This window comes from Lawsonibacter sp. JLR.KK007 (assembly GCF_036941135.1).
Taxonomy (GTDB): Bacteria; Bacillota; Clostridia; order Oscillospirales; family Oscillospiraceae; genus Lawsonibacter.
Genome location: NZ_JAYWSY010000002.1, coordinates 1,313,686 through 1,340,681 on the forward strand (window position 1 = coordinate 1,313,686; position 26,996 = coordinate 1,340,681).

23 protein-coding genes and 1 pseudogene are annotated in these 26,996 nt (G+C 62.2%); 15 read left to right on the top strand and 9 right to left on the bottom strand.

Annotated elements, in window-relative coordinates; genetic code table 11:
- Positions 1-59 precede the first annotated feature (59 nt).
- Positions 60-1,436 carry a hemerythrin domain-containing protein gene (locus VV088_RS16385; protein WP_334601790.1) on the bottom strand — a complete coding sequence of 459 codons (1,377 nt, stop codon included), beginning with the start codon at positions 1,434-1,436 and terminating at the stop codon, positions 60-62.
- A 146-nt stretch (positions 1,437-1,582) separates the two neighbouring features.
- On the opposite strand from VV088_RS16385, the gene spoIID reads away from it, so the two are divergent.
- From spoIID to VV088_RS16400, 3 genes are all read left to right on the top strand, one after another.
- Positions 1,583-2,641, top strand: a complete 1,059-nt coding sequence (gene spoIID, locus VV088_RS16390) for a stage II sporulation protein D (protein ID WP_334601791.1) — start codon at positions 1,583-1,585, stop codon at positions 2,639-2,641.
- A 292-nt stretch (positions 2,642-2,933) separates the two neighbouring features.
- A complete protein-coding gene (gene rny, locus VV088_RS16395) occupies positions 2,934-4,487 on the top strand; it encodes a ribonuclease Y (protein WP_334601792.1) in 1,554 nt (517 codons plus the stop codon).
- A 145-nt stretch (positions 4,488-4,632) separates the two neighbouring features.
- Positions 4,633-6,039, top strand: coding sequence for an MATE family efflux transporter (locus VV088_RS16400; RefSeq protein ID WP_334601793.1), 1,407 nt, complete (start codon positions 4,633-4,635; stop codon positions 6,037-6,039).
- 69 nt (positions 6,040-6,108) lie between these two features.
- Here the strand turns inward: VV088_RS16400 and rpsR are convergent, their stop codons facing one another.
- Genes rpsR through rpsF form a run of 3 tightly spaced genes read right to left on the bottom strand, consistent with a single transcriptional unit; the run spans position 6,109 to position 7,201 of the window.
- On the bottom strand, positions 6,109-6,348 hold the full coding sequence (rpsR, locus tag VV088_RS16405) for a 30S ribosomal protein S18 (protein ID WP_420908857.1): 240 nt from the start codon (positions 6,346-6,348) through the stop codon (positions 6,109-6,111).
- 44 nt (positions 6,349-6,392) lie between these two features.
- Positions 6,393-6,893, bottom strand: coding sequence for a single-stranded DNA-binding protein (locus VV088_RS16410; RefSeq protein ID WP_334601794.1), 501 nt, complete (start codon positions 6,891-6,893; stop codon positions 6,393-6,395).
- An 11-nt stretch (positions 6,894-6,904) separates the two neighbouring features.
- On the bottom strand, positions 6,905-7,201 hold the full coding sequence (gene rpsF, locus VV088_RS16415) for a 30S ribosomal protein S6 (protein WP_334601795.1): 297 nt from the start codon (positions 7,199-7,201) through the stop codon (positions 6,905-6,907).
- A gap of 142 nt (positions 7,202-7,343) precedes the next feature.
- On the opposite strand from rpsF, the pseudogene ilvD reads away from it, so the two are divergent.
- The 3 genes and pseudogenes from ilvD to VV088_RS16430 form a co-directional block, all read left to right on the top strand.
- Positions 7,344-8,849 (top strand): annotated as a pseudogene (ilvD, locus tag VV088_RS16420) (dihydroxy-acid dehydratase); the annotation flags it as partial.
- A 259-nt stretch (positions 8,850-9,108) separates the two neighbouring features.
- Positions 9,109-9,987, top strand: coding sequence for a BglG family transcription antiterminator LicT (gene licT / locus VV088_RS16425; RefSeq protein WP_334601796.1), 879 nt, complete (start codon positions 9,109-9,111; stop codon positions 9,985-9,987).
- A 104-nt stretch (positions 9,988-10,091) separates the two neighbouring features.
- The gene (locus VV088_RS16430; RefSeq protein WP_334601797.1) at positions 10,092-12,227 is read left to right on the top strand and encodes a PTS transporter subunit IIABC; all 2,136 of its coding nucleotides are present in this window, start codon (positions 10,092-10,094) and stop codon (positions 12,225-12,227) included.
- 110 nt (positions 12,228-12,337) lie between these two features.
- On the opposite strand, the gene rocF is transcribed toward VV088_RS16430, so the two are convergent.
- Positions 12,338-13,228, bottom strand: coding sequence for an arginase (gene rocF, locus VV088_RS16435; protein WP_334601798.1), 891 nt, complete (start codon positions 13,226-13,228; stop codon positions 12,338-12,340).
- A gap of 105 nt (positions 13,229-13,333) precedes the next feature.
- The gene (locus VV088_RS16440) at positions 13,334-14,251 is read right to left on the bottom strand and encodes a LysR family transcriptional regulator (RefSeq protein WP_334601799.1); all 918 of its coding nucleotides are present in this window, start codon (positions 14,249-14,251) and stop codon (positions 13,334-13,336) included.
- Positions 14,252-14,491: 240 nt separating this feature from the next.
- Here VV088_RS16440 and VV088_RS16445 point away from each other — a divergent pair, with 240 nt between their 5' ends.
- Both VV088_RS16445 and VV088_RS16450 read left to right on the top strand, forming a co-directional pair.
- Positions 14,492-15,910 (top strand): YfcC family protein, encoded by a 1,419-nt coding sequence (locus VV088_RS16445; RefSeq protein ID WP_334601800.1) that lies wholly within the window; start codon positions 14,492-14,494, stop codon positions 15,908-15,910.
- A gap of 88 nt (positions 15,911-15,998) precedes the next feature.
- On the top strand, positions 15,999-17,165 hold the full coding sequence (locus tag VV088_RS16450; RefSeq protein WP_334601801.1) for a M20 family metallopeptidase: 1,167 nt from the start codon (positions 15,999-16,001) through the stop codon (positions 17,163-17,165).
- 48 nt (positions 17,166-17,213) lie between these two features.
- Here the strand turns inward: VV088_RS16450 and VV088_RS16455 are convergent, their stop codons facing one another.
- Positions 17,214-18,131: a LysR family transcriptional regulator gene (locus tag VV088_RS16455; protein ID WP_334601802.1), complete on the bottom strand. Its 918-nt coding sequence runs from the start codon at positions 18,129-18,131 to the stop codon at positions 17,214-17,216.
- Between the two features lie 219 nt (positions 18,132-18,350).
- On the opposite strand from VV088_RS16455, the gene citD reads away from it, so the two are divergent.
- From citD to citG, 5 genes are all read left to right on the top strand, one after another.
- On the top strand, positions 18,351-18,653 hold the full coding sequence (gene citD, locus VV088_RS16460) for a citrate lyase acyl carrier protein (protein WP_334601803.1): 303 nt from the start codon (positions 18,351-18,353) through the stop codon (positions 18,651-18,653).
- Complete coding sequence (locus VV088_RS16465) at positions 18,650-19,564, top strand: aldolase/citrate lyase family protein (RefSeq protein ID WP_334601804.1); 915 nt, start codon at positions 18,650-18,652, stop codon at positions 19,562-19,564. The genes citD and VV088_RS16465 overlap by 4 nt, the downstream gene beginning before the upstream one ends.
- A complete protein-coding gene (gene citF / locus VV088_RS16470; RefSeq protein WP_334601805.1) occupies positions 19,561-21,120 on the top strand; it encodes a citrate lyase subunit alpha in 1,560 nt (519 codons plus the stop codon). Before VV088_RS16465 ends, citF begins: the two co-directional genes overlap by 4 nt.
- A 90-nt stretch (positions 21,121-21,210) precedes the next feature.
- Positions 21,211-22,248 (top strand): [citrate (pro-3S)-lyase] ligase, encoded by a 1,038-nt coding sequence (citC, locus tag VV088_RS16475; protein WP_334601806.1) that lies wholly within the window; start codon positions 21,211-21,213, stop codon positions 22,246-22,248.
- Positions 22,249-22,258: 10 nt separating this feature from the next.
- Positions 22,259-23,617, top strand: coding sequence for a triphosphoribosyl-dephospho-CoA synthase CitG (gene citG, locus VV088_RS16480; RefSeq protein ID WP_334601807.1), 1,359 nt, complete (start codon positions 22,259-22,261; stop codon positions 23,615-23,617).
- 35 nt (positions 23,618-23,652) lie between these two features.
- Here citG and VV088_RS16485 read toward each other — a convergent pair whose 3' ends face one another.
- Positions 23,653-24,078, bottom strand: coding sequence for a helix-turn-helix domain-containing protein (locus tag VV088_RS16485; RefSeq protein ID WP_334601808.1), 426 nt, complete (start codon positions 24,076-24,078; stop codon positions 23,653-23,655).
- A gap of 177 nt (positions 24,079-24,255) precedes the next feature.
- Between VV088_RS16485 and VV088_RS16490 the strand changes: the two genes are divergently transcribed.
- Both VV088_RS16490 and VV088_RS16495 read left to right on the top strand, forming a co-directional pair.
- Positions 24,256-24,450 carry a hypothetical protein gene (locus tag VV088_RS16490; protein WP_334601809.1) on the top strand — a complete coding sequence of 65 codons (195 nt, stop codon included), beginning with the start codon at positions 24,256-24,258 and terminating at the stop codon, positions 24,448-24,450.
- Positions 24,447-25,697: a zinc ribbon domain-containing protein gene (locus VV088_RS16495; RefSeq protein ID WP_334601810.1), complete on the top strand. Its 1,251-nt coding sequence runs from the start codon at positions 24,447-24,449 to the stop codon at positions 25,695-25,697. The genes VV088_RS16490 and VV088_RS16495 overlap by 4 nt, the downstream gene beginning before the upstream one ends.
- Positions 25,698-25,783: 86 nt before the next feature.
- Here the strand turns inward: VV088_RS16495 and VV088_RS16500 are convergent, their stop codons facing one another.
- Positions 25,784-26,983, bottom strand: a complete 1,200-nt coding sequence (locus VV088_RS16500; protein WP_334601811.1) for a hypothetical protein — start codon at positions 26,981-26,983, stop codon at positions 25,784-25,786.
- Positions 26,984-26,996 lie beyond the last annotated feature (13 nt).

The following is a 26,996-nucleotide window of genomic DNA, read 5'->3' on the forward strand; positions in this document are numbered from 1 at the left end:
AACAGCCGGCCGGTCTGCAGACCGGCCGGCTGTTTTCCATATGCCCTGCCTGGCGGCGCTTATTTGGCCGCCTTGCTCTTTTCAAAAAAGCTGTCGATCTTGCCCTTGATCTCGGCGGGCTTTAAGTATTTCAGCAAATAGCCCGCCGGCTTCAGGGCCAGCAGCTCCCGCACGATCTCCGGGTCGTCCCGGCCGGTCAGGAAGATGACCGGGATTCGAGCGAACGCCTCCTCCAGCCGGAGCATCTCCAGCGTCTGCTTGCCGTTGACCACCGGCATCTCGTAGTCCAGCAGGATCAGGTCCGGCCGGTTCAAGGTGATGGTGCGGATCGCGGCCACTCCGGACTCGGCCAGGGCCACCTCATAGCTCCCCTCCAGCATCTGCTTGACACTCTGGCGCACCGTCATGGAGTCGTCCACCACCAGCACCTTGGGCAGATGGCGGACCGCCTCCTGCCGCAGCTGCTCCTCCCGCTGCTCCAGGTACCGCGCCACCTCCTCGGCGGCGTTGTTGTTCTCGATGGGGGTGCCGATGCCGCTCTCCAGAATGTGGGGGGCGATGGCGCAGTAGGCAAAGTACCCTGCGCCGCCGGTGTTGAACAGCAGGCTGATCTGGGGCTTCTCCCGGTCGAACACCTTTCGGAACTGCTCATAGGACAGGAGGTTCTCCTCCTTCAGCTCATAGGCGTGCACCTCCGGGAGGTGCTCCATCACCCGTGTCACGAACTGCCGCGCCGTGTATCGGGCGGCGTTGATCAGCATGGAGTCCAGCTTATTGGTATGGAGGCCCAGGATCTTGCCCACGGTGTTGATGAGGAGCTTTTCCTCAAACACCATGATGACCTCCTGCTTTTTCTCCCCCTGGCCGGCCCCGAAGACCAGGCGGTAGTAGACCCCTTTTCCGAATTTTTCCCCGCCGTAGGCGTCGCTGATGGCCTGGGACTCCAGGTGGAACATATCGAACACCATTTGCGTGATGATCTTCTTAACGGCGGCGATCTCCTCACTGGGCAGCAGGTCCTTCCAGGTGCTCATCCGCTCCCCGGTGATGGCCTGATCCTCGGTGAGGGTGTGGCCGATCAGGAAGCCGGCGCACACACCCAAAAAGTGGTCCACCGCCTCCGGGGAGTAGTTGGTCTGCTCCAGCTCCTGCTCCAGGGCCGGCAAGGTGTTTTCCCGAAAATTCTGATGGATGCGCTGGTGCTGCTCCAGCCCCTCGTAGCCGATGGACGCCATGTAAGCCTCCTCATCCGAGAAGTGCTTGATGGCGTGGCCCTTAAAATATTTGATGCCCTCCTGACAGGTCCATTGGCTGTCCTTTTCCTCCTCCCGGAAGGTGAAAAGCTTGTTAATGATCTTGAAGATGCGCTGGTGTTCCTTGTCGATGCTCTCGACTCCAATGTTATATTCATCCTGCCATTCGAATTGTGTTTCCACATAGACCCCTCCCTGTCAGGTGCCCTGTTTGGCACCTTGATTTCTGTTTTCACATTATACTAGATTCACCGGAACATCGTCAAGGGGGATTCCGGAATATTCCAACCGCCTGTCCCATACCATGAAGAGAAAGGGAGGCGGAGCACATGGCACGAAACAGCAAGGGAAAGCGGTCCGGTCAGGGGGTGCGCCAGCCGGTGAACGCCGCGCTGCTGCTGACGCTGGTCCTGTTCTTTCTTCCGGCGCTGGTGGTGCGGGGGGAACCGGTCTACCAGCGGACCGACGTGGTGGAGCTGCCCAACGGGGAGAGCGTCCTCCCCCTGGACCCCACGCCCTCCGCCTCCCCGGCCGGGAGCCGGGACAAGGGCCGGGTGGTGCGCCTTCAGACCCGGGAGGGCGAGATCACCGAGCTGACCATGGCGGAGTATCTGTGGGGGGTGGTGGCAGCGGAGATGCCCGCCTCCTTTGAGGAGGAAGCCCTGAAGGCCCAGGCCTGCGCCGCCCGGACCTACACGGCGATCCTGCAGAACAGCGCCTCGCAAAAGCACCCGGACGCCGACATCTGCGCCGACAGCAGCTGCTGTCAGGCCTACATTGAGCGCTCTGCGGCGGAGGCCCGATGGGGGCTGAACGCCGGGGAGTACGGAGCCAAGATCGACCGGGCGGTGGCGGAGACCGACAGCCTGGGGGTCCTCTACCAGGGAAAGCCCATTCAGGCGCTGTTTTTCTCCTCCGCCGCCGGAAAAACGGTGGACGCAGTGGAGGTCTGGGGCAACTCGGTGGACTACCTGAAGAGCGTGGACAGCCCCGAGGGGGACGAGGTGCCCAACTACCACACCCAGGCGGCGCTGGGGGCGGAGGAGGTCAAGTCCCTCACCCTGAACGCCTATCCCGGCGCGGACCTGTCCGGGGCGCCGTCCCACTGGTTTGGCGAGGCCAGCCGCAACGAGGGCGGCGGGGTGATCTCCATGACGCTGGGGGGTGTCACCCTCACCGGCGGACAGCTGCGCTCCCTGTTCTCCCTGCGCTCGGCCACCTTTACCGTCACCTGGGACGGGGCGCAGTTCCTCTTCGACGTCACCGGCTACGGCCACGGGGTGGGCATGAGCCAGTATGGAGCCAACGCCATGGCCAAAAGCGGCAGCTCCTTTGCGGACATCCTCACCTGGTACTACACCGGCACGCAGGTGGGAGATCTTTGGTAACCTGGCAGGATAAGGGCCGTCCGGACCGCCGGACGGCCCTTTTTGGAAAAAATTTTCAAAAAACCTGCCCATTCAAATATGAATAAATCTTGACAGAAAAGCGATTGCCCTTTACAATATTAGGTGGACAAATATGAAAAACCTGTGGGGATGTTTTTCAGTTGCCGCATGGGAGGGAGACCCCGCCCCCTGCGGCCTTTTACTGCAAGTCCGCACCGGCCCATCCGCCGGAGGCGGACGCCGCGGCGGTCCGCCGCGGCTACGAAAAAATTTGGAGGTGTAACAAGACCCAATGGACCCAATTTTAGCAGTCATCGGCATGATCGTCACGCTGATTGTGGGCGCTCTGGGCGGGGCTGTGTTCGGCTGGAACCGCCGGAAGGCCACCGCAGAGCGGGAGATCAAGTCCGCCGAGGACGAGGCCACCCGCATCGTCAACGAGGCTTACAAGAGCGCCGAGAGCAAAAAGCGCGAGGCGTTGGTCGAGGCCAAGGAGGAGATCCTCAAGGCCAAAAACGAGCACGAAAAAGAGGTAAAAGACCGCCGCAGCGAGCTGCAGCGCCAGGAGAACCGCCTTCAGCAGAAGGAGGAGAACCTGGACCGGAAGACCGAGAACATCGAAAAGAAGGAAGAGCAGCTCTCCGCCCGGCTGGCCAAGCTGGACGCCACCCAGGCAGAAGCAGAGAAGCTGAAGCAGAAGCAGGTGGACGAGCTGGAGCGCATCTCCGGCTTCACCGCTGAGGAGGCCAAGAACTACCTGCTGAAGCAGCTGGAGGAGGACGTCACCCACGAGTCCGCCATGAAGATCAAGGAGATCGAGGCCCGGTTCCGGGACGAGGCGGACACCAAAGCCCGGGAGATCATCTCCCTGGCCATCCAGCGCTGCGCCGCCGACCACGTGTCGGAGGCCACCGTATCCGTCGTCCCCCTGCCCAACGACGACATGAAGGGCCGCATCATCGGCCGGGAGGGCCGGAACATCCGCACCTTGGAAACCCTGACCGGGGTGGACCTGATTATCGACGATACCCCCGAGGCCATCACCGTCTCCTGCTTCGACCCCGTCCGCCGGGAGATCGCCCGGCTGGCCCTGGAGAAGCTGATCCTGGACGGCCGCATCCACCCCGCCCGCATTGAGGAGATGGTGGAGAAGGCCAAGCGGGAGGTGGACATGGTCATCAAGTCGGAGGGCGAGCGGGCCATCTTTGAGACCAACGTCCACGGCCTGCACCCCGAGCTGGTCAAGCTGCTGGGCCGGATGCGCTACCGCACCAGCTACGGACAGAACGTGCTCAACCACTCCATCGAGGTGTCCCACGTGGCCGGGCTGCTGGCCGCCGAGATCGGCGCCAACGTCACCGAAGCCAAGCGGGCCGGCCTGCTCCACGACCTGGGAAAATCCATCGACCACGAGGTGGAGGGTTCTCACGTGCAGATCGGCGTGGAGCTGGCCCGGAAGTATCGGGAGAGCGAGCACATTATCCACGCCATCCACGCCCACCACAACGACGTGGAACCCAAGACGGTGGTGGCCTGCCTGGTACAGGCGGCCGACGCCATCTCCGCCGCCCGGCCCGGCGCCCGGCGGGAGAATCTGGAGAACTATATCAAGCGCCTGGAGGCCCTGGAGGAGATCACCTCCTCCTTCAACGGAGTGGAGAAGTCCTACGCCATCCAGGCCGGCCGCGAGGTGCGCATCATGATCAAGCCCGAGGTCATCAGCGAGGACCAGATGGTCCTTTTGGCCCGGGAAATCGCCAAGAAGATCGAGGACGAGCTGGAGTACCCCGGCCAGATCAAGGTCCACCTGCTCCGGGAGACCAAGGCCATCGAATACGCCAAATAACACACAACCCGGGACGCCCCCCAGCGTCTCGGGTTTTTTGATGAAAATTTTCCAGACAGCTGGGAGAAAACCGTCAAAAAGCCGCTAGTCAGACCGGGGCCCGATGACTATAATAATCCGAGATTCTCGGAAAGAAGGGACCTCTATGACCAAAGACCTCACCACCGGCAGCCCAATGCGGCTGATCATCGGGTTCGCCCTGCCCACCCTGTTCGGTATGCTGTTTCAGCAGCTGTACAATCTGGTGGACACCATGATCGTGGGCAGACTGCTGGGGGCCTCCGCACTGGCGGCGGTGGGCTCCACCGGCTCTATCAACTTCTTCGTCATCGGCTTTTGCATGGGGGTATGCAACGGTTTCGCCATCCCGGTGGCCCAGCGGATGGGGGCCAACGAGCCCTCCAAAATGCGCCGCTACGCGGCCAACGCCGCCTGGCTGTCCATCCTCTTTGCCCTGGTGCTCACGGCGGCCACCGGCCTGCTGTGCCGCCGGATTCTCACGGTGATGCTCACTCCGGAGGACATCTTCGCCAACGCCTACACCTATATTTTTATCATCTTCATGGGCATCCCCGCCACCTTCCTCTACAATCTGCTGGCTGGGATCATCCGTTCCCTGGGGGACAGCAAAACGCCGGTGTATTTTCTGGCGCTGTCCTCCATACTGAACATCGCCCTGGACTTCGCCCTGATTCTGGGCGTCCAGGCCGGGGTGGCGGGGGCGGCCATCGCCACGGTCACCTCCCAGGCGGTGTCCGGCATCGCCTGCCTGTTCTACATGCGAAAAAAATACCCCATCCTCCGCATGACCAGGGAGGAGCGGAAACTGGACCTCCACTCCTGCGCCGTGCTGTGCTCCATGGGAATCCCCATGGGATTGCAGTATTCCATCACGGCCATCGGCTCCATTGTTCTTCAGTCCTCGGTAAATGCCCTGGGCAGCCTCTACGTGGCCGCTGTGGCGGCGGGAGCCAAGGTCTACCAGCTGCTGGCCTGCCCCTTCGACGCCATGGGCGCCACCATGGCCACCTACTGCGGCCAGAACGTGGGGGCCTGCAAGCTGGACCGGCTGGGCCGGGGCATCCGCTCCTGCGCCCTGCTGGGGCTGGGCTGCTCCGCCATCGCCTTCTGCGCCATGCTCCGCTTCGCGCCCCAGTGCGCCATGCTGTTCCTGGACTCCAAGGAGGCGGATATGCTCCTGCTCACCCAGCTGACCGCCCGGTACATCATCATCCAGTCCGCCTTCTTCTTCCCCCTGTCCCTGGTGAACATTGTCCGGTTCTCCATCCAGGGGATGGGCTTCAGCCCCTTCGCCATCCTGGCCGGGGTGCTGGAGATGGCCGCCCGCACCAGCGTGGGTTTGATTTTGGTGCCCGCCTTTGGCTACACCGCCGCCTGCTTCGCCTCCCCCGCCGCCTGGGTGTGCGCCGACCTGTTCCTGGTGCCCGCCAGCGCCGCCTGTATCGCCAAGCTGCGCCGGCTCTACCCCAATACGCCCGAGGATACACCAGCCGCCCAGCCCGTCCCCCTTCGGGCGGGGGCAAACCGTTGAACAGCAAAACTGCTTTTTCTTCAAACACAAAAAAGCACCCCCGCCTCTCGGTGGGGGTGCAAGCTTTGATCAGTCGGTGACGTAGGGCAGCAGGGCGACCTGACGGGCGCGCTTGATGGCCTCGGTCAGCTGGCGCTGATGCATGGCGCAGGTGCCGGTGGTGCGGCGGGGCAGGATCTTGGCCCGCTCGGACGTGAACCGGCGCAGCTTGGCGGCGTCCTTGTAGTCGATCTGCTCCACTTTGTCGGCGCAGAAAGCACAGACCTTACGGCGCTTACGGCCGCGCATGGGCTTGTTATCGCGTTCCATAGCCATGGAAGTAACCTCCTTTTTACGACCTTATTTGGTCAAAGTCAAAACGGCAGAGGGCCGTCGTCAGTGGTAAGCTCAGAGAAGCTGTCGCCGTCCGCAGGGGGGGCGCCGTAGCCGCTGAGGGCATCGCCGCCGTAGGAGCCGGACCGGGGTGCGGGCTGGGAGTAGCCGCCGTCCTGGCGGTAGCCAGAGGAGTAGCTGCCTCCCCCCTCGCCGTCCCGCTTGGAGTCACCGAAGTAGACGTTGTCGGCAACCACCTCAGCGCTGGTGCGCTTGTTGCCGTCCTTATCGGTCCAGTCCCGCATCTGGAGCCGGCCCTCCACCACCGCCATGCGGCCCTTGGTGAAGTAACGGCTGACAAACTCGCCGGTCTGGCGCCAGGCGACCACGTCGATCCAGTCGGTAGCGCGCTCGCCGGTGTTCTTGTCCTTGAAGTCCCGGTCCACGGCCAGCCGGAAGGAGGCCACCGCAACCCCAGACTGGGTGTGCCGGAGCTCAGGGTCACGGGCCAGACGGCCCATAATAACAATGTGATTCAGCATGAGCGTCCTCCTTACTCATCCTTGCAGACGATCATGGAACGCATCACACCATCGGTGATCCGGAAAATACGGTCCAGCTCTGCGGGGATGGCGGCGGCGGCGGTGAAGGTCATCAGCACGTAATAGCCCTCCATCAGGTCGTTGATGGGATAGGCCAGCCGGCGCTTGCCCCACTCGTCGATCTCGGACACCGTACCGTTGGCCTCGACCACGCCCTTGAACCGCTCCACCAGAGCCTTGATCTGCTCTTCGTTCAGGTCGGGCTTCAGAATATAGAGCGCCTCGTAGTTCGCATTGATTTTTGCCATGTTTTGCACCTCCTTATGGACATATGGCCCCTGGAAAACCCCCAGGGGCAAGGATATGGCTGCCTCCATCTGGAGACAGGCTTTATTATTATACCGGAAATCCCAGAAAAGTCAAGGATTTTTTCAACTGTCCTCCTCCGGGGGTACCGACGGCATTAACTTCTCCCTGGCCAGCCGGGAGATGATCGCCAACATGCTGGAGATCCAAGCCAGCGCCACCCCCTTTGACGCAGGCGTCTACATCGCCAGCTGCGACAAGGGGATGCCCGGCAGCCTGATGGGCCTGGCCCGGGTGAACATTCCCTCGGTGGTGGTCACCGGCGGCACCATGGCGGCGGGGCCCGGCCTGCTCACCCTGGAGCAGCTGGGCATGTACTCCGCCCAGTACGAGCGGGGCGAGATCAGCGAGGAGAAGCTGACCTGGGCCAAGGGCAATGCCTGTCCCAGCTGCGGCGCCTGTTCCTTCATCGGGACCGCCTCCACCATGCAGATCATGGCCGAGGCCCTGGGGCTGGCCCTGCCCGGCTCCGCCCTCCTCCCCGCTGCAAGCCCCGACCTTGTGGACTGCGCCCGCCGGGCGGGGGAGCTGGCGGTAAAGCTGACCGGCATGGAACACATGCGCCCCTCCGACCTGGTCACCATGGACAGCTTCGAAAACGCCATCCTGATCCATGCCGCCATCTCCGGTTCCACCAACGCCCTGCTCCACCTGCCCGCCATCGCCCGCGAGTTCGGCATCGAGATTGACGGCAGCACCTTCGACCGCCTCCACCGGGGGGCTCACTATCTGCTGGACCTCCGCCCTGCCGGGCGCTGGCCCGCTGAATTCTTCTACTACGCCGGCGGCGTCCCCGCCATCATGGAGGAGCTGAGGGACGTCCTCCACCTGGACGCCCGCACCATCACCGGCAGGACCTTGGGCGAAAATCTGGCGGAACTCCGGGAAAACGGCTTCTATGACCGCTGCCAGCAGTGGCTGGACCGGGCCAATACCAAATACGGCTTATCTCTCACCCGTGCGGATATCATCCGCCCCTACGATCAGCCCATCGGCGCGGACGGCTCCATCGCCGTTCTGAAGGGCAATCTGGCTCCCGAGGGCGCGGTGATCAAGCACACCGCCTGCCCCAGGGAGATGTTCTCCGCTATCCTCTGTGCCCGGCCCTTTGACAGCGAGGAGGCGTGCATCGACGCCGTCCTCCACCACCGGGTGAAGCCTGGCGACGCGGTGTTCATCCGGTACGAGGGGCCCAAGGGCTCCGGCATGCCGGAGATGTTCTATACCAGCGAGGCCATCTCCTCCGACCAGGAGCTGGGCCGCTCCATCGCCCTGATCACCGACGGACGCTTCTCCGGGGCCTCCACCGGCCCGGTCATCGGCCACTGCAGCCCGGAGGCCCAGGCCGGCGGCCCCATCGCCCTGGTGGAGGAGGGGGATCTGATCCGGCTGGACGTGAAGGAGCGCATGTTGGACATCGTGGGCGTCAAGGGGGAGCGGAAAACACCCCAGGAGGTGGCGGCCATCCTGGCCGAACGGAAAAGACGCTGGCAGCCCAAGCCTGTCAAATACAAGCGGGGCGTGCTGCGCCTGTTCTCCGATCTGGCCGCCTCCCCGATGAAGGGCGCCTATTTGGAGTACGATCCATAAGCGAGAAGCGGGCTGTCAGCCCGCTTCTTTGGCGTAATTGTCAAAAATCGGCCTCCAAAATTGTACGAACAGCAGAAATTTCCAGGATCGCACACTCCTTGTCTTGACTTCTTTTTCCAATCAGGATATGATTGCGTTAAGTTGAATGTTGGAATGTTACCGGTCCGCCGGGCTTGACCAGCTCTGTCTGAAGTTGTCCTCTGCCGCTGAAGGGGATGTTGGACGGGGTTGGTTTGTTTTTTGTGGGGAGGGCAGAGGATTGCGCATTAAAAAAGTGATCAACAACAACATCCTCTGCATCGTGGACGGCAAGGGAAACGAGATGATCGTCACCGGCAAGGGCCTGGGCTTCAAGCGCAAGGTGGGAGAGCGGGTAGACCCGGCCCTGTTCGAAAAAACCTACCACATGGAGGACAAGGGGGAGCAGCGCAAGCTGCGGGAGCTGTGCGAGCAGATCCCGCTGGAGCATCTGCGGCTGACCCAGGACCTGATCGAATACATCAAAACCCAGATCACCACGCCGCTGAACGAGTCCCTGCTCATCACCCTGGCCGACCACATCAGCTTCGCCATCAAGCGCAAGGAGGAGGGCATTGAATTCACCAATCCTCTCCAGGGGCCCATCATGAGCTACTATCCCACCGAGTACCACCTGGGCCAGCACTGCCTGCGGGTGATCCGGGAGGAGACCCAGACCGATCTGAACCCCGCCGAGGCGGCCTTTATCGCCATGCACATCGTCAACGCGGAGCTGAACACCAGCATGACCGTGATGTATGACATCACCAAGCTCATTGAGGGGACGCTGGAGGTGGTGGAGTATTACTATCAAACGGCCTTCGACCGGGAGTCCCTGGACTTCAACCGCTTTGTGGTCCACCTGCGCTACTTTGCCCAGCGGCTGTTCCAGGCAGCGCCCCGGCATCCGGACGAGTACGACGCGGATTTTCAGGAGATGATCATCCGCAGCTGCAAAAAGCACTACAAATGCGCCCAATGCATCGGTGAGTATATCCAGAACGCCTATCAGAAGGAGGTCTCCGGCGAGGAGCTGATCTATCTGACCATCCACCTGAAGCGGATCAATCTGAGCAGCAAACAGCCGCCATCTGAGCGGGAAACATATACGGGATCGTGACCAATTCGGGCGAGACCCATGCGGTGTATACAAGTGATGCCCTTGTACGCATGGTATGGGTTTTTTATATTCTGCCATACTATTTTGTAAGAGGAGGACATTTTATGAAGGACAAGATCTTTGGTGTGCTTCAGCGGGTGGGCCGCTCCTTTATGCTGCCCATTGCCCTGCTGCCGGTGGCTGGACTGCTGCTGGGAATCGGCAGCTCGTTCACCAACCAGACCATGCTGGAGGCCTATGGCCTCACCAGTGTGATCTACGAGGGCGGCGTGCTCTACACCATCCTGGACATCATGAACCAGTGCGGCAGCGCCGTATTCAACAACCTGGCCCTGCTGTTCGCCATGGGCGTGGCCATCGGCATGGCCAAAAAGGAGAAGGAGGTGGCCGCCCTGTCCGGCGCCATCGCCTACCTGGTGATGAACACCGCCATCTCCGCCATGATCACCGCCCGGGGCGGCGTGGAGGCCATGGCCGCCAACTCCACCACCGAGATGCTGGGCATCACCACTCTCCAGATGGGTGTGTTCGGCGGCATCATCGTGGGCCTGGGCGTGGCGGCGCTGCACAACAGATTCTACAAGATCCAGCTGCCCCAGGTGCTCTCCTTCTTCGGCGGCACCCGGTTCGTGCCCATTGTCTGTACCGCCGTGTTCCTGGTGGTGGGCATCGCCATGTTCTTTATCTGGCCGGTGGTCCAGCTGGGCATTGCCGCGCTGGGCAATCTGGTGATTCAGTCCGGTTACGCCGGCACCTGGATTTACGGCATCCTGGAGCGGGCCCTCATTCCCTTCGGCCTGCACCACGTGTTCTACATGCCCTTCTGGCAGACCGCCGTGGGCGGCACCGCCATTGTGGACGGCGTTACCATCCAGGGCGCACAGAATATCTTCTTCGCGGAGCTGGCCTCCAAGTCTACGGAAGTCTTCTCCGTCTCCGCCACCCGGTTTATGGCGGGCAAGTTCCCCTTCATGATTCTGGGCCTGCCCGGCGCGGCCCTGGCCATGTACAAGACCGCCAAGCCGGAAAAGCGGAAGGTGGCCGGCGGCCTGCTCATCTCCGCCGCCCTCACCGCCATGCTCACCGGCATCACCGAGCCTCTGGAGTTCACCTTCCTGTTTGTAGCCCCCCTGATGTACGCCGTCCACTGCGTGTATGCCGGCCTGTCCTACATGCTGATGCACATCTTTAACGTGGGCGTTGGCATGACCTTCTCCGGCGGCATCATCGACCTGACCCTGTTCGGCATCCTCCAGGGCAACGCCAAGACCAACTGGATCTGGGTGCCCATTGTGGGCGTGGTGTACTTCGTGCTGTACTACTTCACCTTCTACTTCATGATCACCAAAATGGATCTGAAGACCCCCGGCCGGGAGGACGAGGGCGAGGAGACCAAACTCTTCACCCGCTCCGACTTCAAGGCCAAGACCGGCGTGGGCCCCGACGGCTCCTCCCCGGCGGGGGGCGTGTCCGATGCTGTCTCCGCTCTGATCCTCAAGGGCCTGGGCGGCAAGGCCAACCTGTCCGACGTGGACTGCTGCGCCACCCGCCTGCGCGTCACCGTCATCGACGCGGACAAGGTGAACGATGCCATGCTGAAGCAGTCCGGAGCCTCTGGCGTCATCCACAAGGGCAACGGCGTTCAGGTGGTGTACGGCCCCCAGGTGGCGGTGATCAAGTCCAATCTGGTGGACTTCATCGACTCCCCCGAGTCCGATCGTCTGGATGCCCTGTCCGCCCCCGCCCCTGCGGCCGCTCCCGCCAAGGCCGCTGCCAAGCAGAAGCAGGACGCCCTGATGGCCGCCCACATGACCGGCACCGTAATCCCCATGGCCGAGGTCCAGGACGAGGCCTTCTCCACCTGCGTGCTGGGCGAGGGCGTGGCCATTGAGCCCGACCAGGGCAAGCTGTACGCCCCCGCCGATGGGGTGGTGGATAACCTGTTCGACACCCACCACGCCATCGGTCTGATCACCGACGAGGGTGTAGAGCTGCTGCTCCACATCGGCATCAACACCGTAGAGCTGGGCGGCAAGCACTTTGAGGCCCACGTGGCCGTGGACCAGAAGGTGAAAAAGGGCGATCTGCTCATCTCCTTCGACATGGAGGCCATCAAGGCGGCGGGCTATCTGCTGACCACCCCCATGATCGTCTGCAACACCGACGACTACCAGAGCGTCACCCCCCAGGCGGAGGGCAAGATCAAGGCCGGCGCCCCCCTGTTGGCGGTCAAGGGCTGATCCAGCCCGACGCACCCATCCAAACATCAGCAGGCGCTCACCCCCGAACCAGGGGTGAGCGCCTGTCATTCCTTTTTGAACGCGGCCAGAGGGCCGCTGTCAAGAGCGGCTCAGTATACCGTCTTCCCCAGCGCGGACTGGATCAGCTCAGAGGCCAGGATGCCGGTTTTATTCCGCTCGTCCAGGATGGGATTGACCTCCACCATATCCATGGAGCACAGCTTTCCGGCTTCGGCCAGCGTCTCCACCGCCAAAAACGCCTCCCGGACGGTCAGCCCGCTGTGGACCACCGTCCCGGTCCCGGGGGCCGCCTGGGGGTCGATGGCGTCGATGTCAAAGCTGAGGTGGATGCCGGAGCCGCCCGCACCCGCGATCTCGATTGCCTGCGCGATCACCTGCTCCATGCCCAGCTTGTCAATGGCGTTGATGGGGAAAACCGTGACCCCCGCCGCCTTCATCCGCTGGCGCTCAATGGTGTCGATATCCCGGCCGCCGATCTGCACGCACCGTTTGACGTCCACAAAAACCGGCTCCGTCCCATAGTCCACCATGCAGCTGGGGCCATACCCGCACACCGCGGAAAAGGGCATGCCGTGCATATTGCCGCTGGGGGTGCTGTCCTCGTTGTTCCAGTCGCCATGGGCGTCGATCCAGATGACCCCCATGCCGGGGTCGTGCCGCACCGCCGCGGAGATGCTGCCCGCCGCAATACTGTGGTCGCCGCCCAGCACGATGGGAAAATGCCCCTGCTCCAGCGTGCGGGAAACCAGCTGAAACAGCTGCCGGTTGACGTCGATCACCTGCTCGTAGTTCTGCATGTTTTTGGCGGTCGCGCCGGTCACCGGCGGGACGATATCGCCCAGGTCATTCACGGTAAAGCCCATCTGCCGCAGGCCCTCGCACAGGCCGCCGTAGCGGATCGCCATCGGCCCCATGCTGACCCCCCGCTTTGACGCGCCCAGATCCATCTGCACGCCGACAAGATCCAGAATCGGTGCCAAACAAACTCCTCCTTTTCCACTGCCTGGCTGCTCTGCCAGCAAATTTCTGATTTTATTATATCCGGCAGGGAGAAAAAAGCAATTCAAATTATTTGAAGCCGCAATTCAGCATTGTTTTACATACGCCTGGAACACCTCTACCACCGCGTCATGATAGAAGGCGTTTTTCCTCTCCTTGGAGTACAGCAGCACCAGTGGAGAACAGGCAGGAGGATGGCCCAAAAAATAGTAGCAGACTCCCTTCTGCCGGCGCATCCCCTTGATATACCCCAACCGGTTGAACCCGATGCCCATCCCCTCGGCCACCATTTCGATGATGGTGTCAAAGCTTCTGATCTCGGTGATCCGGGCGGGCCGCAGGCCGGCCTCCTCCAGCAGCCGGTCGATCGTCAGCCGCAGGCTCTGGGTCCTGGGAGGCAGGATCATCTCCTGGCCGCCCAGCAGCGCCGGTTCGATCCAGGGATAGGCCAGCTCCGGATCGTGCCGCGCCAGCTGCTCAAAGGGATGGCCCTCCGGCGCCGCCGCCAGCACCGGTTCCTGCTGCAGCACCACGTGATCCGTTCCGGGAATGGCGTCCTCCAGGGTGTAAAACAGGTAGTCCGACTGCCGCTGCTCCCATATTTTCATCAGCTCCTTGTAATTCCCGTCCTGAAAGAGCACGTTTACATCGGGCAGCGCCTTGGTCAGCCTGGAATGCAGCCAGGGCACGGCAGAGATGGCCCGCCGCTCCTGCACCGCGATGCGGACCGTCCGCTTCTGCATGTCGTCTTCCTTCCTCAGCTTCCGGTCAAAGTCCTCCTTCAGCAGGAGCATCTGGCTGGCGTGCTGGATATACTCCCAGCCGATGGGCGTGGGCTCCAGCGTCTTGCCCGTCCGGCTGAACAGGCGCACGCCCAGATTTTTCTCCAGATTGCTCAAAAACATGCTCAGGGCAGGGGCTGTGATAAACAGCTCCTCGGCGGCCTTTGTAATCGTCCCGCAGCGGGCCAGGGTGCAGATATAGGTCTGTTCTTTCAGATTCATGTCATACCTCCAGCTCGGAATCTCCGTTTGCCTGACGCCTTGGAACTGTTCTTTGATTTTATAGTATATCACAGATATTCCTAGAAGAAAAGTCCGTCTTTGTAAGGGATGTCAATTTTCTTTAACCACCTAATAAAAAAAAGTGAATTGCTTTTTTGCCCAAAGCTTTTTATACTGATACTTGTCAAGATCGTCGGAAAGACGGTGTGTGTAAACAATTTGTAAAAGGAGTTGGAATTTATGTCATCTGGAACCTCCCCGCAGGCAAAGAAGAAAGGCTTTACCATGCCCCATACCTTTGTCATCCTGGTTGTCATCATCCTCATTGCAACGGCACTCACTTGGGTGATTCCCAGCGGCGAATACGCCCGTATTGAGGACCCCATCTCCGGACGCAAAATCGTGGACGCAACCTCCTTTACCTATGTGGACAATGTCCGCGTCAGCCCAATTCAGCTTCCCATGCTGATCATCAACGCTTTCTCTGCTAACGCTGACCTGATTACCCTGATCCTCCTCAGCGGCGCGGCCATCCATATGCTGACGGCCACCGGCGCCCTCCAGGCTTTGGTTGCCTCCATTGTGCGCCGGTTCAGCGGCAAGGTGAGCGTTTTTATTCCGCTCCTGATGCTGGTGTTCGCCTTGATCTGCACCACCCAGGGCGTAAACACCTTTATCGCCTTCGCACCCATCACGGTGATGCTGGCCCTGAGCCTGGGACTTGACTCCATCGTGGGCGTGGGCATCATCCTGCTGGGCGGCGCAATTGGTTTCTCCACTGGCACGCTGAATGTCAGCACCACGCTGGTGGCCCAAAAGATCGCTGAGCTGCCCAACTACTCCGGCATCGGCTACCGCTGGGTCTGCTTTGCGGTGTTCTATGTTATCACCTGCACTCTGCTGGTGCGCTACGCCAAGAAGATCCAGAAGAACCCCGAGCTCAGCCCCATGTACGACCTGGACAAGACCAGCCAGTTCAAAAACGCCAACCTGGACGAGTTCGGCACCCTGGACACCCGCAAGATTCTGTGCATCATCGCCCTGGTGATTGCCCTGGTGGCCATTGTCTACGGCTGCATCAACCTGGACTGGGACTTTGCCGAGCAGAGCGGAATCTTCCTGGTACTCAGCATCGCCGTGGGCATTCTGGGCGGCTTTGACGCCAACAAGATCTGCGCCGAGTTCATGAACGGCGCCAAGAAGATGCTCAGCGCGGCCTTCATCATCATGTTTGCCCGGGCCATCGGCAGCGTGCTCTCCGCCGGCGTCATCACCGATACCATCGTTCACTCCATGGCTGTGGTCCTCACCGGCCTGCCCGCCGCCCTGCTGGGCGTTGGTATGCTGGCCGCCAACACCCTGATCAATGTGGTACTCACCTCCGGCTCCGGCCAGGCCGCCGCCGTCATGCCCATTATGATCCCTCTGTCCGACCTGCTGGGCGTCACCCGCCAGACCTGTATCCTCAGCTTCAACTTCGGTGACGGCTTCTGCAACTACATCCTGCCCACCTCCACCGCCCTGATGGGGATTCTGGGCGCGGCCGATGTCCCCTACGACCGCTGGATGCGCTTCATGTGGAAGATCTTCCTGGTATGGCTGGCCGTAGGCGCTGTGCTGGTCGTCATTGCGCAGATGATCAACTACGGCCCCATGTAAGAAACTCAATCACGCTTCTTAACCCGAGGCGCAGACCGGTCTTCGCCTGGTTTGCGCCTCGAAATCCATCAAATTAAGGAGTTTTATCATGAAGGAAACACTGTATCAGCTCATCCTCGATCAGTCCGAGCGGCTGCTGGACATGTCTGACCGCATCTTTGACAATCCCGAGTATGATGGGGAGGAGCATTTCGCCTCCGGCCTGCTGGAGGACTACCTGGAGGAAAACGGCTTTCAGGTCCAGCGCGGCCTGACCGGCTGGCCCACCGCCTTCCGCGCCACCTGGAAACAGGGGGAGGGCGGCCCCCGGATCGGGCTGCTGTGCGAGTACGACGCCCTGCGCCAGCTGGGCCACGGCTGCGGCCACCAGATGCAGGGGCCCTGCATCTGCGGCACCGCCGTTGCCCTGAAGAACGCCGGCTTCGACCAGCCCTTTGAGCTGGTGGTCTACGGCACCCCCGCTGAGGAGACCAGGGGGGCCAAGATCACCATGTGGGAGAACGGCTGCTTCCGGGACATCGACGTGGCCCTGATGATGCACGGCGGCCCGGACACCTGCGTGGACGAGAGGAGCCTGGCCCTGTCCAATTATATCGTGACCTTCCGCGGCAAAGGGGCCCACGCGGCCCTGGCCCCCGACCAGGGCCGCAGCGCTCTGGACGCCCTGCTGCTCACCTTCAACGCCGTGGAGTTCCTGCGGGAGCACGTCCGGGAGGACACCCGGATGCACTACACCATCAACGAGACCCCCGGCCCGGCCAACGTAGTCCCCGCCAAAGCGGTGGGCGCCTTCTCCCTGCGCAGCTACTCCCGGGAGGTGCTCAACGACGTCTGCCGCCGCTTTGAGCAGATCGTCCAGGGCGCAGCCCTGATGTCCGATGTGGAGTATGAGATCGCCAAGGACAAGGATGTGGACAACAAGATCCCCTGCCTCGCCCTCAACGAGATCATTATGGACAACGCCGCCGCCTGCGGCGCGCCGGGCATTGCGCCCCCCCGCAAGAAGACCGGCAGCACCGACTTCGGCAACGTGACCAACCACATGCCCGGCTGTTGCATCCGGGTGAAATTCGTCCCCGCTGGGACCTCCAGCCACTCCCAGACCTACGTGGAGGCCGGAAAGAGTCAGGAGGCCCACGACGCCGTCCTCACCGGCGCGAAGGTTCTGGCAGGCACCGCCTGCGACCTAATCCAAACTCCCGGTTTGATCGACAAGCTGTGGATGGACTTTGAACAGGCCAAGCAGAACGCCTGAGTCCCTCTGTCAAACCGCAATCGCGCCGGCAGTCCGCCGGCGCGATTTTTACAGCTGTGCTGACAGCGCCTTTTGGCTGAGCACCTGTGCCGTGATCCGGATAAACTCCGCCGCATACCGGGACAGCTCTCCGTCCTTTGGATAGCAGGCGTAGAAATGCCGGTGGTTCTCATAATTTTTCAGGGGATAAAAGGCCCCATGCCGCTGCGCCAGATCGTCCATATACAGATTGGAGCACAGCATGCAGCTGCCCGTCCCCAGCGCCACCCGCCGGGCCACCTCGAAGGAATCGCTCTCCAGCAGAATCTTGGGCTGCAGGCCGTAACGGCGGAACAGGGCGTCCTGGACCACCCGGGCGCTGTGCCCCTCCTTCAGGCTGACAAAGGTGTCCCCGGCGGCCGCGTCCAGCGGCACCAGCGTACCGCCGGGAAAGCGGGATGCCAGCCGGGACCCCGCTCCGGCCAGGATGCCCGTCACCTCCTCCTCAATCAGCTCATAGCGCAGCCGGGGACTGGTGGAGTCGATCACCGCCAGGGCCACGTCCACCCCGCCCTTCAGCACCAGCTCCTCCAGGTCGGCGCTGCCCCGCTCGGTGATCTCCAGCGCCACATGGGGGAACCGGGCCAAAAACCAGGGCAGGGCCAGGGGGAGCACCTGCATCCCCCGCTGAACGCTGATCCCCAGCCGGAGCCGTCCCCGGCTCTCGTCCCGGATCTCCTGAAGCTGGCGCTCCAGCCGGTCATTGGCGGCCAGGATTGCCTCCGCCGCCTGAAGGCAGGCTTCCCCGGCCAGGGTCAGGTGAACGGGAGAGACGCTGCGGTCAAAGAGCGCGGCCCCCAGCTCCACCTCCACCTGCTTGAGCATCTGGCTCAGGGAGGGCTGGCTGATGTAGAGCTTCCGGGCGGCGGCGGTGATGCTGCCCTCCTGTGCGATCGTTTGGATATACCGGGCCTGTTTCAGATTCATGGAGCGGTCCTCCTGCTTTTTGCAAAATCCCCAAATATCATAGGAATGATCCTATCTTTATTATAGTATATCTTCTATTTTTGTCAATAATAAAGGTCCTCCCATAGGAAAAATCCTATGGGAGGAGGACAGGAAAGATATTTGTTCCAGCACCGTATTTCGTGTTACAATACAGATACCAAGGGCCATCATAACAATATGTCAAAGGAGGCGCGTAGTATGGAGATCTTAAAGCCGGCCATCGCCGGGACACTGGAGTCCAGCGACGCCCAGGTGACGGTAGAGCCGGGGCAGGACGGCATTGAGCTGTCCCTCACCAGCAGCGTGATGAACCAGTACGGACGGCAGATCAAAGCCACGGTGCTGGAAACGCTGGAGCGGCTGAACGTTCAGCATGTCCGGATCACCGTAGTGGACAAGGGGGCGCTGGACTGCACCCTGAAGGCACGGGTGGAGTGCGCGGTGTTCCGCAGCTGCGGCCAATCGGAAGAAAATATTCCCTGGGGAGGTGTGGTGCAATGATCCCTCGTCCCAAACCGGAGCGGTTCCGCCTGCGGCGGACCATGATGTTCATGAACGCCCAGAAGCCGGGGCTCATCAAGGACGCCTACATCTACGGCTGTGACTCCATCATGCTGGACCTGGAGGACGCGGTGGCTGAAAACCAGAAGGACGCCGCCCGCTTTTCCCTGTACCATGCTCTGAAAACCATCGACTACGGCGATACTGAGGTCATCGTCCGCATCAACGGCCTGGACACCCCCCACTGGCGGGAGGACATTCGCGTCTGTGTAGCGGGCGGGGTGGACGGCATCCGCATCGCCAAATGCGAGTCCGCTCAGGACGTCCACACCGTGGAGAAAGCGGTGGAGGAAGCTGAGAAAGAGTTCGGGGTCGAGGTGGGCCGCACCCTCCTGATGGCGGCCCTGGAGAGCCCCAAGGGGGTTCTGAACGCCTACGAGATCTGCTCCGCCTCGGAGCGGATGTTCGGCGTGGCCATCTCTGGCGGCGACTTCCGGAAGTGCATGCAGACCACCCCCCAGCACAACGGCATCGACATGCTCTTTGCCCGGGGACAGATGCTGCTGGCCGCCCGGGCGGCGGGCATCCAGTGCTTTGACACGGTGTTCACCGACCTGGACGATGAGGAGGGCTTCCGGGCCGAGGTGTTCCAGAACAAGGCCATGGGCTTTGACGGAAAGAGCCTCATCAATCCCAAGCAGATCCGCTTTGTCCACGAGGTCTTCGCTCCCACCGAGAAGGAGGTCATCCAGGCGGAAAAGATTGTCCGGGCCATCAAGGAGAACGCGGAAAAGGGCCTGGGTGTGTTTACAGTGGACGGCAAGATGATCGACATCGCCTTCCTGCCCGGCGCGGAGCGCACCCTCCGGCTGGCCAGGGCCTGCGGCATGTATGAGGGGGATCTGGTATGAAGAACGCAGTTGGAAGAGAAATCCCGGACTCCCTGCTGGTCAACGGCAGAGAGGTCTATCAGGGAAAGCAGTATATGGACGGCAAGTACCTCCAAAAGGCCGCCCCCCGCACCCGGCGGTATGAGAAGCCCCAGGAGAGCAAGCTCCTGGACTCCATCGCGGAGGCCCTCAGGCACTGCGGGGCCAAAAGCGGCATGACCTTCTCCTTCCACCACCACCTGCGGGACGGAGACTATGTGGTGAACATGGTGATGAAGGCCGCCATCGAGGAACTGGGCCTGGAGGAATTGACCATCGCCGCCTCCAGTCTGGGCTCAGCCCACGACCCTATCGCCGGCTACATTGAGGACGGCAAAGTGGTGGGCATTCAGACCTCCGGCATCCGGGGACGGATGGGCGAGGTGGTCTCCGCCGGCAGGCTGAAGACCCCCGCCATCATCCGCTCCCACGGGGGACGGCCCCGGGCCATCGAGGGGGGCGAAGTCCACATCGACATCGCCTTTATCGCCGCTCCTACCAGCGACTGCGTGGGCAACTGCCGGGGGGTGGGCGGCAAGTCGGACTGCGGCTCCATGGGCTACGCCATGACCGACGCCAAGTACGCCGACCATGTGGTGGTGGTCACCGACTGTCTGGTGGACTTCCCCAACTTTCCCGCCTCCGTAGAGGCCATCGACGTGGATGCCGTCGTAGTGGTGGACTCCATCGGCAACCCGAAAAAAATCGCCTCCGCCGCCGCCCGCATCTCCCAGAACCCCCGGGACCTGATGATGGCGGAAAACGTGGCCAAGGTCATCGCCTCCACTCCCTGGTTCCAGGACGGCTTCTCCTTCCAGACCGGTGTGGGCGGGCCGTCTCTGGCCGCCAACCTGTTTCTGGAGCAGTACATGGACCAGCGGAACATCAAAATGGGCTGGGCCATCGGCGGCATCTGTGGCCCCATGGTGGAGCTGCTGAAAAAGGGAAAGGTGGGAAAGGTCATCGACGTGCAGGACTTCGACCTGGACGCGGTGAACTCCATCCACCGCACGGAGCATCACTATGAGATGTCCGCCAGCCAGTATGCCAACCCCGCCAACAAGGGGGCCTTTGTCAACAAGCTGGACTTCGTTGTCCTGGCCGCCCTGGAGATCGACACCGGCTTCAATGTGAACGTTCTCACCGGGTCCGACGGCGTCCTCCGGGGCGCGCCCGGCGGGCATCCGGACACGGCGGCGGGGAGCAAGGTGTGCGTCATCGTCACCCCCCTGGTCCGGGGGCGGATGGCCACCGTCTGCGAGCATGTGGTCACCGTTACCACGCCGGGCGACTGCGTGGACGTGCTTGTCACCGACTACGGCATCGCCGTCAACCCCCTGCGCCCCGACCTGATCCAGTGCCTGGACGAGGCAGGCATCCCCCACGTCACCATCGAGGCGCTCAAGGAAAAAGCCTACTCCCTGGTGGGCCGGCCCGACGATCTGGAGTGGGAGGACCAGGTGGTCGCCATCCTGGAGGCCCGGGACGGCACCATCCTGGACGTAGTCCGGAAGATCAAGCCCTTCACTCTGGAGTGACCTGTTTCCCTGGCGTTTGCCAACAGCAGCGTCAGGGGACTTTTTTTCAAGAAAAATCTCTGCTATACTGATCCATAAGAGGTGATCATCATGGGCGATACGCTGACTACGATCTCCCCCAGGGATGTCCGGGGGCAAAGGCAGGTCGACGCTCTCCTGGAGCAGGAGGGCATCCGCCGGGACGGCAATCTGGACTACACCTGCGGCTTGTTTGACAGCAGCTGGCGGCTGGCGGCCACCGGCAGCTGCTTTGGGAATACCATCCGCTGTCTGGCGGTGGACCGCGTCCGCCAGGGGGAGGGCCTGCTCAATCAGATCATCTCCCACCTGATGGAGGTCCAGACCCAGCGGGGCAACACCCACCTGTTCCTGTACACCAAGCCCCAGAGCGCCCGGTTCTTCGGGGACCTGGGCTTTTATGAGATCGTCCGGGCGGAGGGGGTGGTCTTTATGGAAAACCGCCGCCGGGGCTTTTCGGACTACTGCGCCGCCCTGGAACGGACCCGGAAAGAGGGGACCTCCGCCGCCATCGTCATGAACGCCAACCCCTTCACCCTGGGCCACCTCCATCTGGTGGAGCGGGCGGCGGCGGAAAACAACGCGGTCCACCTCTTTGTCCTCAGCGAGGAGGCGGGTCCCATCCCCTTTGCGGTCCGGCGGCGGCTGGTACGGGAGGGAACCGCCCATCTGTCCAACGTGATCTGCCACGACTCGGGTCCCTACATCATCAGCGGGGCCACCTTCCCCAGCTACTTTCTTAAGGACGGGGATACCGTCATCCGCGCCCACGCCGCCTTGGATCTGGCCGTCTTCGGCAGGATCGCGCCCTGCCTGAACCTCACCCGCCGCTACGTGGGGGAGGAGCGGACCAGCCATGTCACCGCCCTATACAATGAAGAGATGATCCGCCGCCTCCCCGAGCTGGGGATCGAATGCCGGGTGGTCCCCCGTCTGGAGCGGGACGGACAGCCGGTGAGCGCCAGCACGGTGCGGCAGGCCATCCATGATGGGCGGCTGGAGGACATCCGCCCTTTGGTACCGGACGCCGCCTGGGACTACTTCACCTCCCCAGAGGCCGGGGCTGTCATCGCCGCGATCCAGGCGGAGCAGAATGTCATTCACTACTGAGGAGGGACATATGGAACGGGACGTCACCTTATTGGAGATGTTGGAGGCCAGGGAGGACAGAGCGCGCCGCCTGGAGGCCCTGCGGACCAGGCATGGCTCCGCCGCGGTCTCCTTCACACTGAATATCGCCGGGCCGGTGAAGGACTCCCCCCTGATCCGCCGGGCCTTTCAGGCCGGGCTGGAACAGCTGGAGGCCGGCCTGCGGGCCGCCGGACTGGCCGTGCTGGACCGTCTGGAGCGCCGGGCGCCCACCGGCTGTGAGGCGCAGTATGCCGTTGACGGTCCGGTCCGGGAGTTGCAGCGGGCATGCGTCTCCATTGAGGACGGCTCCCCCCTGGGGCGGCTCTTTGAGCTGGACGTTCTCACCCCGGAGGGCCGCAGGCTGGACCGGGAGGCGGCGGGCGGCGCTCCCCGGCGCTGCCTTGTCTGCGGCGCGCCTGGGACGGGCTGTGCCTCCCGGCGGATACACACGGCGGAGGAGCTCCAAGCGGCCACCCGCCGCCTGCTGGAGGGGCACTTTGCCTCTGCCGACCGGGAAAGGGCGGCCGCTCTGGTAACCCGCGCCCTGCTGGACGAGGTGGGGACCACCCCCAAACCCGGCCTGGTGGACCGGGCCAACACCGGCAGCCACCGGGATATGGATATTTTTACCTTTCACGCCAGCGCCGCCGCCCTGTTCCCCTACTGGGCCAACTGTGTGCAGCTGGGCCAGGAGACTGCGGACCAGCCTCCGGCCAGCACGTTTTCGGCGCTGAGGCGGGCCGGCCAGGGGGCGGAGCGGACGATGTTCGCCGCCACCGGCGGGGTGAATACCCACAAGGGGGCCGTTTTCACCCTGGGGGTCCTCTGCGGAGCCATCGGACGCCTCTGGAGCGCGGAGGCCCCCTGCCGGGACCCGGAGCGCATCCTGACGGAGTGCGCCTCCATAGCCGCCGCTGTCACCGAGGACCTCGCCTCTCTGGACCCGGCCTCCGCCCGCACCGCAGGGCAGAGGCTCTACCTGGAGCACGGACTGACCGGCGTCCGGGGGGAGGCGGCCCAGGGCTTCCCCAGCGTAGCCCGGACCGCCCTCCCTGTGCTGCGGGCGGGGCTGGCCGCAGGGCTCAGCCGCAACGACGCCGGGACCGCCGCCCTCCTCCGCCTGATCGCCCAGGGGACGGATACCAATCTGATCAGCCGGGGCGGGCCGGAGCGAGCCGCCGCCGCCGCGGAGCGATGCCAAAGGCTGCTCCAGCGCAGTCCCTTTCCCGCTGCGGAGGAGATCGCCCGGCTCGACCGGGAATTTATACAGGAAAACCTCTCGCCGGGCGGCTGCGCCGACCTGCTGGCCGCCGCCTTCTTTCTGCAGAGCTGGGAGCTGGCCTCCTGAGTCTGGAAGACTTCGGAAGGCCAGCGGCGTTCTCTCTAAAACAGCGTCTTTTCGTTGGCAGAAAACAGCTTGTCGTTGATCTGCGCCAGGGGGGTGCGGTAGAGGATGCCGTGGCTGATGATGGCGTCCCGCTTCCGCTTGGGATAGATGGGGGCATAGCCCACCTGTTTCAGCAGCTGCTGGACTTCCTCCAGCCCGGCCTCCATGCCGATGCACAGACACAGCAGCCGGTCCCGGGAGGGCTTGCGCCGTCCGGCAAAGACCTGGTAGAGGTAGACCTCGCTCATCCCGGCCCGCCGGGCCAGCTCCGCCTTGGACAGACTGCAGGTCTCATAGAGTCCTGCCAGAAGCCCGGCTATGTCTGCGTCCGAAAAATACGTCTCGTTCTCTGTGATGTACTGATCCAGGTTGGGCTGGCTCATCAGCTCCTGATTCAGATCACTGGTGGATTTCTCCCGCATACCCTGTCATCCCCTTTACTTTTGTTTGGAGCCTTGATATAATATTGTCTATTATTGTAGCCAATTCTGCTGTCAGATACAATATGCTGGCTGCATAGGGTTGGAAATTTCGGGGGGATCGCTATTTATACCTGGCTGTTGGAACAACTGCGGACCGGGTTTGAGGAAGTCCGTCTTTTGAAGGAGAGTTTTCGTGGCAGTGTGCGGCTGATCCTCCGCCGGTTCACTGGCAATGGAGAGGCCTGCCAAAGGCTGCTGAACCGCTCCGGTCCCTATCCGCCTCTGATTCACGAGGTTGCGGAGCGGGACGGGGAAAATATCGCGCTTGCGGTACAAGGATGTGCTGCATTGGATGGAGGCGATCTGAGATGAAATCCTGTCCTCACTGCTCCGCCTCCATCCATGAAAAGGCGTCCTTCTGCCCCTGCTGCGCCCGGACCGTCAACTTGCGGACTGAGGCCTACTCTCCTTGGCGTATGCCAAGGAGGGCGCTGTACAGCGCCCTCGCATCCCTTCTTATCCTGGCGCTGGCTGTGGCGGGCTGGCTGTACACCCGGCCCAAGGTCTATGACAACGGCGCCGCCGAGGTCATCTATACCAACGGCGGCACGGCCTATCGGGTGCTGGCCGGCTGGATAAACGACCGCTTTAATCCGGCCCATCAGGTCAACCAGCCGGCGGATGTGGGGGACATGCTGTACACCTTCCCCCAATGCCTGTACATCAACCGCATGGAGAACAGCACCAACGCCAAGGAAGAGTTTATGGATCAGGTAAAGCAGGTCACCGCCGCCTTTATCGAGACAGAGAACGAAGAGCTGCCCTGGTATTGTGACGAACCGGTCCCCCGGGAAGACTACGCCCCCGATGCCGCCCTGGTTTCCTCCATTCACTTTTACGCCGGCAGCGGTCAGGGGACCCTCCGGTGGACCATTGAAATGAAAAATGGAGACGTTATCCGCCTCTATCAGACCATGCAGGCCCAGCCTATGGAGCTCTACCTCTTTACCCCTGAGAATACCCCGCTGAACACCGTAGAGGAGGTACAGGCCCTCCTGGACAGCCTGGACGTGATCACAGAGGGCAACCATATGAACACGGTGGAGATCCACCTGCCCCCGGTGACCTATGATGGAGGCATTACCATCCCCCGGGGGGTCAACCTCTACGGCGCGGGGGAGGAGGAAGGGCGCACCGCCTTCACCGGCCCCGTCCGCATAACGGGCCAGGCGACCGGGGTCTCCTGGCTCTACGACCTGGACTTTGTGGGCGGCGGAGAGGGCGTGGGCTTCTCTTCTTCCTCCCGGGTGTTCCTCCAGGGATGCCGCTTTACCGGCTGGCGCACCGGCCTGCTGATGCAGGACAACATTGCCTCCGCTTGGAACTGCACCTTTGAGGACAACGAAACCGGCATCCACTTCAACGCCGACACCGGGAGCTTCATGGACTCCCGCTATATGGAGGATGTTTTCCGGAACAACACCACCGCCGTCCTGCTGGAGCGGGTCCCCACCGAGACGGCCATCTCCTTCCCCGAGTCGCTGTTCTCCGGCAACGGCGCCGACATTGACAACCGCTGCGGCCAAGAGATCAGCATCGCCGACACAATCTTTGAGTAAATTCCAGAGAAGGGCGGACCTGCAGGTCCGCCCTTCTCGTTCCGCCTGATGCTGTTTTGATCGCTTACGCCGTCTGCCGGCCTGGGTCAGCGGCCTTCAGCCGCTACGCTCTCGTAGAGGCTTCCAAAATTATCCGTCTCCATCGAGAACAAATAGCTGGTGGTGGTGTGCTCATCCTCCACAATATGGAAGCTCAGGGTACCTTCGCCCTTCATGGCGTTCAGCACAGTGTCCACATACTTGTCGTCGATGAACAGGCGGTCGCCGCCGCAGTACACCGTTCCGGAGAGGCTGGTATCCGTGCCGTCCGCGCCGCGCATGGTGATCGTATACTCGTCCACATAGTTTGTAGAGGAGTTTTTCACCTGATTGCGGCCATATTCATAGAGGAAGAAGGCCACCCGGTTCCCCTCCCCTTCAAACTCGTCCACCGCCACCTGGACCAGCAGCTTGGAGTTGGTAGTCGCACTGTTGCTGAAGGTGCCCGTAAAGCTGGTTTCGTTGGTGATATACCACTCCTCGGTGGGCTGCTGGAAGTCATCCACGTAATAGTTCACGCTCCACAGGCCCTTGACATCGGCGGCCGTACCGCCGCCATCGCCATCCGCAGGAGCCGCCGCGCCCGCCGTGCCGCTCAGGGTGTAGAACTGGTCCGCCTCAATGGTCTCGCCACCGTCGCTGCTCCATACTGTGGAGGGTGTGGACAGATCGTCGTTGAAGGCGATGGTGAACTCGGCGGTCTCGAACTGCTCCGCCAGCTTATTGGGGATGTTGATGTACATCACATAGTCCAGGTCGGTGTAGGCGTCGATCTCAAAGTACTTGTCGCGGATAAAATTGAACCGCACATCGTAGCCGTCCACCTCGTAGGTACCGTTTACCAGGGCGGACCGGTTGAAGCAGCTGTCCGAGATCGCTCCGGTGGACTTGTTCTCAAAGTGGCCCTTGACCACCACCAGCTTATAGCCGTCCTCCACATACAGAGAGGTGGTGGAGTATTCGCTGGTCCGGTACTCATACTCGTCCAGCAGCTCCATGGAGTCAAAGGTCATGGTAAAGTTGTCGTTGTCGATGCTGCCGCCGATCTGGACCGGGGTGGAAGCCGGACCGGGGTCCTGGGTCTCCTCCGGCTGGGAAGAGGAAGCGCCGGAGGTGGATCCGCTTGCATCTGTCCCGCTGCCGCTGCCGCTGCTGCTTTGGGATGTGCCGCCCCCTCCGCCGCAGGCGGCCAGCGACAGCGCCAGCGCCGCCGCCAGGAGCAGGGATAGTGTGTTTCTCATCTTCATCTCTATAACCTCC

Coding starts and splice junctions, on each gene's coding strand:
- VV088_RS16410 (WP_334601794.1), bottom strand. CDS start 6,893: ATGCTGAATCACATTGTTATTATGGGCCGTCTGGCCCGTGACCCTGAG.
- spoIID (WP_334601791.1), top strand. CDS start 1,583: ATGGCACGAAACAGCAAGGGAAAGCGGTCCGGTCAGGGGGTGCGCCAG.
- citG (WP_334601807.1), top strand. CDS start 22,259: ATGGAACGGGACGTCACCTTATTGGAGATGTTGGAGGCCAGGGAGGAC.
- VV088_RS16430 (WP_334601797.1), top strand. CDS start 10,092: ATGAAGGACAAGATCTTTGGTGTGCTTCAGCGGGTGGGCCGCTCCTTT.
- VV088_RS16400 (WP_334601793.1), top strand. CDS start 4,633: ATGACCAAAGACCTCACCACCGGCAGCCCAATGCGGCTGATCATCGGG.
- VV088_RS16445 (WP_334601800.1), top strand. CDS start 14,492: ATGTCATCTGGAACCTCCCCGCAGGCAAAGAAGAAAGGCTTTACCATG.
- VV088_RS16485 (WP_334601808.1), bottom strand. CDS start 24,078: ATGCGGGAGAAATCCACCAGTGATCTGAATCAGGAGCTGATGAGCCAG.
- citC (WP_334601806.1), top strand. CDS start 21,211: ATGGGCGATACGCTGACTACGATCTCCCCCAGGGATGTCCGGGGGCAA.
- rny (WP_334601792.1), top strand. CDS start 2,934: ATGGACCCAATTTTAGCAGTCATCGGCATGATCGTCACGCTGATTGTG.
- citD (WP_334601803.1), top strand. CDS start 18,351: ATGGAGATCTTAAAGCCGGCCATCGCCGGGACACTGGAGTCCAGCGAC.
- VV088_RS16440 (WP_334601799.1), bottom strand. CDS start 14,251: ATGAATCTGAAAGAACAGACCTATATCTGCACCCTGGCCCGCTGCGGG.
- VV088_RS16465 (WP_334601804.1), top strand. CDS start 18,650: ATGATCCCTCGTCCCAAACCGGAGCGGTTCCGCCTGCGGCGGACCATG.
- citF (WP_334601805.1), top strand. CDS start 19,561: ATGAAGAACGCAGTTGGAAGAGAAATCCCGGACTCCCTGCTGGTCAAC.
- VV088_RS16450 (WP_334601801.1), top strand. CDS start 15,999: ATGAAGGAAACACTGTATCAGCTCATCCTCGATCAGTCCGAGCGGCTG.
- rpsR (WP_420908857.1), bottom strand. CDS start 6,348: ATGGAACGCGATAACAAGCCCATGCGCGGCCGTAAGCGCCGTAAGGTC.
- VV088_RS16500 (WP_334601811.1), bottom strand. CDS start 26,983: ATGAAGATGAGAAACACACTATCCCTGCTCCTGGCGGCGGCGCTGGCG.
- VV088_RS16495 (WP_334601810.1), top strand. CDS start 24,447: ATGAAATCCTGTCCTCACTGCTCCGCCTCCATCCATGAAAAGGCGTCC.
- rpsF (WP_334601795.1), bottom strand. CDS start 7,201: ATGGCAAAAATCAATGCGAACTACGAGGCGCTCTATATTCTGAAGCCC.
- VV088_RS16455 (WP_334601802.1), bottom strand. CDS start 18,131: ATGAATCTGAAACAGGCCCGGTATATCCAAACGATCGCACAGGAGGGC.